Here is a 4,555-nt window from a genome sequence, read left to right on the forward strand (position 1 = left end):
CAGGGCGTCACGGTTATCGGGCGTGAGGGGGATGTCACGGTCACCGGCAGCACCCTGCACAGTGACCAGGGTGCCATCGCCCTGCAGGCGAAAAAGGATGTCACCCTCAATACGGCCACCGAGCGCGAGTCGCGCTACAGCGAGGAACGTTCCGAGAAAAAAGGCTTCCTGAACAAGAGCAGCAGCCACACTGTGACCGACGACCGAACCACACGCGAGAACGGTACACTGCTGAGTGGTGACAGCGTCAGCATCAGCGCCGGCGATGACCTGACGGTCACCGGCTCGGCCATTGCCGCTGATCGGGACGTGAACCTGCAGGCCGGCCGTAACGTCGATATCGGTGCGGCCACCGAAACCGAGACGCATTACCTGCTGGAAGAGAAGAAAAAGAGCGGCCTGCTGGGCAGCGGCGGCATCGGGTTTACGATTGGCAAACAGTCGAGCAAACACGAAATCGACGAGAAAGGCACCACCCAGAGCCAAAGCGTCAGCACCGTCGGCAGCAGCCAGGGCAGTGTCAACATCACGGCGGGCAACCAACTGCACATTGGCGGCGCCGACCTGGTGGCGGGCAAGGATCTGGCTCTTACCGGCGACAGCGTGACTATCGACCCCGGCTACGATCAGCGTACGCGTCAAGAAACCTTCGAGCAGAAGCAGAGCGGCCTGAGCGTTGCGCTGTCGGGCACCGTGGGCGGCGCACTCAACACCGCCGTTAGCTCGGCGCAACAGGCACGAAAAGAAGGCGACGGGCGCCTGAACGCGCTGCAAAACACCAAAGCCGCGCTGTCCGGGGTGCAGGCTGCACAGGCCTGGGAGCGGGATAATGCGCTGACCGCCTCGGCGGAGGCGAAAAACGCCGCCGCCGGTTTACAGCCGGGAGACAAAGGTGCGGCGCAGGGCGCCACCAATACGGTGGGTATCAGCGCCTCCTACGGCAGCCAGTCGTCGAAGAGCGAAACCCGCACCGACAGCCGCCAGTCGCAGGGCAGTACGCTCACCGCCGGGCAAAACCTGTCGATAACGGCGACCGGCAAGAACCATAGTGAACAAGGCGGCGATATCGCCATCACCGGCAGCCAGTTGAAGGCGGGCAAAAACCTGTCGCTCGATGCGGCGCGGGACATTACCCTGCAGTCTGCGCAGAACAGTGAAAGCACCGTCGGCAAGAACAGCAGTAAAGGCAGTAATGTCGGTATCGGTATCGGCGCAGGCTCGGGTGGGTACGGCATCAGTGTCTCGGCCGGCGTCAATGCCGGCAAAGGGCATGAGAATGGCAACGGCCTGACCCATACCGAAACCACCCTGGATGCCGGAAGCCATCTCAGCCTGACCAGCGGCCGCGACACTACGCTTACCGGTGCGCAGGCCAGCGGCGAAAAGGTCACCGTCGACGTGGGCCGTGACCTTCGGCTTGAAAGCGAGCAGGACAGCGACCGCTATGACGCCAAACAGCAAGACGCCAGTGCGGGCGGCAGTTTCACTTTCGGCTCGATGACCGGTTCGGCCAACGTGAGCGCCAGCAAGGACAAGTTGCACAGCAACTTCGACTCGGTGAAAGAGCAGACCGGGCTGTTTGCCGGCAAAGGCGGGTATAACGTCAAGGTTAAAGAACATACCCAGCTAGACGGCGCTGTGATTGCAAGCCAAGCAGACAAAGAGAATAACCGCCTCGATACCGGCACGCTGGGTTGGAAGGACATACACAACAAGGCGGACTACAGCGCAACGCACAGCGGCGGGTCATTCAGCACCGGTGGACCGGTGGGCAAAGACCTGCTGACCAATATGGCCGGCGGCATGCTGTCGGGTGCCAACAACAGCGGGCATGCCGAGGGCGCGACGAAGGCCGGCGTCAGTGAAGGTACGCTGATAGTTCGCGACAAAGACAAACAGCAGCAGGATGTGGCGCAGCTTAATCGGGATACCGAACATGCCAACGACGGCAGCATCAGCCCAATATTCAACAAGGAGAAAGAGCAGAACCGGCTCAAACAAGCTCAGCTTATCGGCGAGATCGGTGGCCAGGCGATGGATGTCATCCGCACGCAGGGGGATATCGCCGGGCTGAAGGCACAGAAAGACCCGGCCGCGCTGTCACAGGCCAGGGAGCAGCTGGAAAGGGAAGCGAAAGGCAAACCTGTCAGCGATACGGCGGTGATGCAGCAGGCGTATGATAATGCCATGCAGCAATACGGTACCGGCAGTGACCTGCAGAAAGCGGCACAGGCGGTAACGGGCGCGCTGACGGCGCTGGCTGGCAATAACCTGGCGGGTGCGCTGGCGAGCGGCGCCTCGCCGTACCTGGCGACGGAAATCAAGAAACGGGTCGGTGAAGACAACATAGCTGCCAACACGATGGCGCACGCGGTGCTGGGCGCAGTGACCGCGCAGCTGAACAACCAGTCGGCCGCGGCAGGAGGGCTGGGCGCCGGCGGCGGGGAACTGGCGGCGCGTTATATTGCCGGTCAGCTGTTCCCGGGCAAGACTGCGGAGCAGCTGAGCGAAAGCGAGAAACAACAGGTGAGCACGCTCAGCCAGCTGGCTGCAGGACTTGCTGGCGGGCTGGCGACGGGCGATACTGCGGGAGTGGTAACCGGCGGTCAGGCTGGCAAGAATGCGGTTGAGAATAACTATCTGAGTGTGTCGGAAAAAACGGAACTTGAGCTGGCGAAACAGACACTTCAGAACAGTAAAGACCCGGCAGAGCGTGAGAAAGCTCAGCAGAAATACGATGCACTGCGTGAAAAAGATATCGCTAGCGACCAGAAGGTGATTGAGGCGTGTGGCAACGGCAATGCCGGAAGTGCGGCCTGTGCAGGTGCGAGACTGGAGGTTATCGTTGCGAAGGGTGAGTATGAAAGTACCGGCAATTATAACTCAAAAGCCAGCCAGATGTATGCGGACTCTTACGGCCAGATAGTGAACCTACTGAATATCACCAGCGTTGATGCACAGAGTCAGCAGCAGGTGAAGGATGCGATGGTGAACTATGCCATGGTGCAACTTGGCGTAGATAAGGCCACGGCAGAGGCATACATCGAAACCTATGATGGGATGAAGATTGTAGCGGCATCTGTCACGCCTGTATTGGGGGGGGCAGTAGCGAGTAAATTAAATACGCTTGTTAGTAAAACAACATCAGCAAGTCAGAGGACTATCGCGTCACAAACTATTAAACTGTATGGTCCCCATGAAAATGGTCCTCTAGGCAATCCGAGCGACTCTCGAACACCCGCGGCAACATTCAGGAGTGGTACTTACAAAGAAAAAGTGGCTGAACAAGATCTCTATTTTTATAGAGACTATGGTGGTTCGGCAAAAGCCGATGGTCGTTTTTGGACTCCAGAACCATCGAAAGGGCCGCTGCAATCACAACTCGATAGTGCTGTTTTACCTGAATGGGGGAATTCGTTCCAGAATAAAGCTATAATAAAGATCCCTAAAGGAACAACATATTATGAAGGTACTGCGGCTCCACAAACCGGAACTAAAGGTACTCTTCCAACTGTTCATGGTGGCGGTACGCAAATCTTCTTACCAGATCCCAAAAGCGATTGGATCATTAAAAAATGAAACCAAAAGAAATAGTTGAACAATGGGTGAAAAAGAGAAATTCTTTTTACTTCTTTCTGCCTGATGGTCCTTACGGAAGACCTTTTGATAATCAGTATCTGATTGATAATATTAAAGATACCGAGCACGGATTTGATATCATTTTCACTGATTCTATAGTGTTGCACTTTGCCGGGTGCCCTGCAGTCGTAGATGAAGGGTGTAATTTACTAATTAGTAAGTTTGATCAATGTATTTTTGATGTTAAAGGTTATAAATCAATAGCCTATAACTATGGTGAAGTCGTTCTGAGTGGATTTTAAGCTACTGAGTATTTGGACTACAGGGGGGGGCATTAATCAGTGGCTTAGTTTTTGATGTCACCAGATTATCAATCTGCTCTGGTTCAGTTATCTTTTCGTTGGTTGTCCGCTGGAAAATTCAAGCTGTACAACAAGTCAATAGCCTTTGAGAGTGAGCTATGGCAGAGCTTCATTCCGCCGTTTGGTAGGGAAATTATCGCAATCCAATAAAGACTTATTTGCTGAATTTCTGAGCGCTCCATAGCACCCTGTGTGGATTCTATCCACGCAGGAGTGCACGCTATGAAAATCAGCACGTTGCTGACGTTGTTTCCTCTGCTGATGCCGGCATCGGTGCTTGCCGGCACGGTACTGTATACCGATTCCCACCATCCCCCGACGAATAATGATGCCTCGGTGATCGTGATTTATCTTGACGGTCCGGAGCAGTTGCAGACGCAGCTCTTCGGCGCACTGTCGTCGAACCCGGATGAAGCGCAGCGGCAGGCGCAAGCCGTACTTCAGTCACCACAATGGCAGGCGCATGAACAGGAGCTGGAGACGGTTTACCGTGCGGTGGTGCGCACCTGGGAACTGGGCGTCAAAAAAGTCCCCGCGGTCGTGTTTGACGATCGGGATGTGGTGTATGGCACCGCTGATATCGCCCGGGCCACCGCGTTGCGCGCGAAGTCACT

At 55.9% G+C, this 4,555-nt stretch carries 3 protein-coding genes; all 3 read left to right on the forward strand.

All coding sequences use genetic code 11. The annotated features are described in order from the left end of the window. Positions 1–3,579 (forward strand): hemagglutinin repeat-containing protein (locus AC4PR2_RS27645; RefSeq protein ID WP_492175881.1); only part of this gene is annotated, 3,579 nt, incomplete at its 5' end. After that, positions 3,576–3,881 (forward strand): hypothetical protein, encoded by a 306-nt coding sequence (locus AC4PR2_RS27650; RefSeq protein ID WP_492175882.1) that lies wholly within the window; start codon positions 3,576–3,578, stop codon positions 3,879–3,881. The genes AC4PR2_RS27645 and AC4PR2_RS27650, both read left to right, overlap by 4 nt. Positions 3,882–4,163: 282 nt before the next feature. Beyond that, positions 4,164–4,555 (forward strand): TIGR03757 family integrating conjugative element protein (locus AC4PR2_RS27655; RefSeq protein WP_492175883.1); only part of this gene is annotated, 392 nt, incomplete at its 3' end.

The sequence above is a fragment of the Serratia sp. A07 genome (assembly GCF_058725505.1).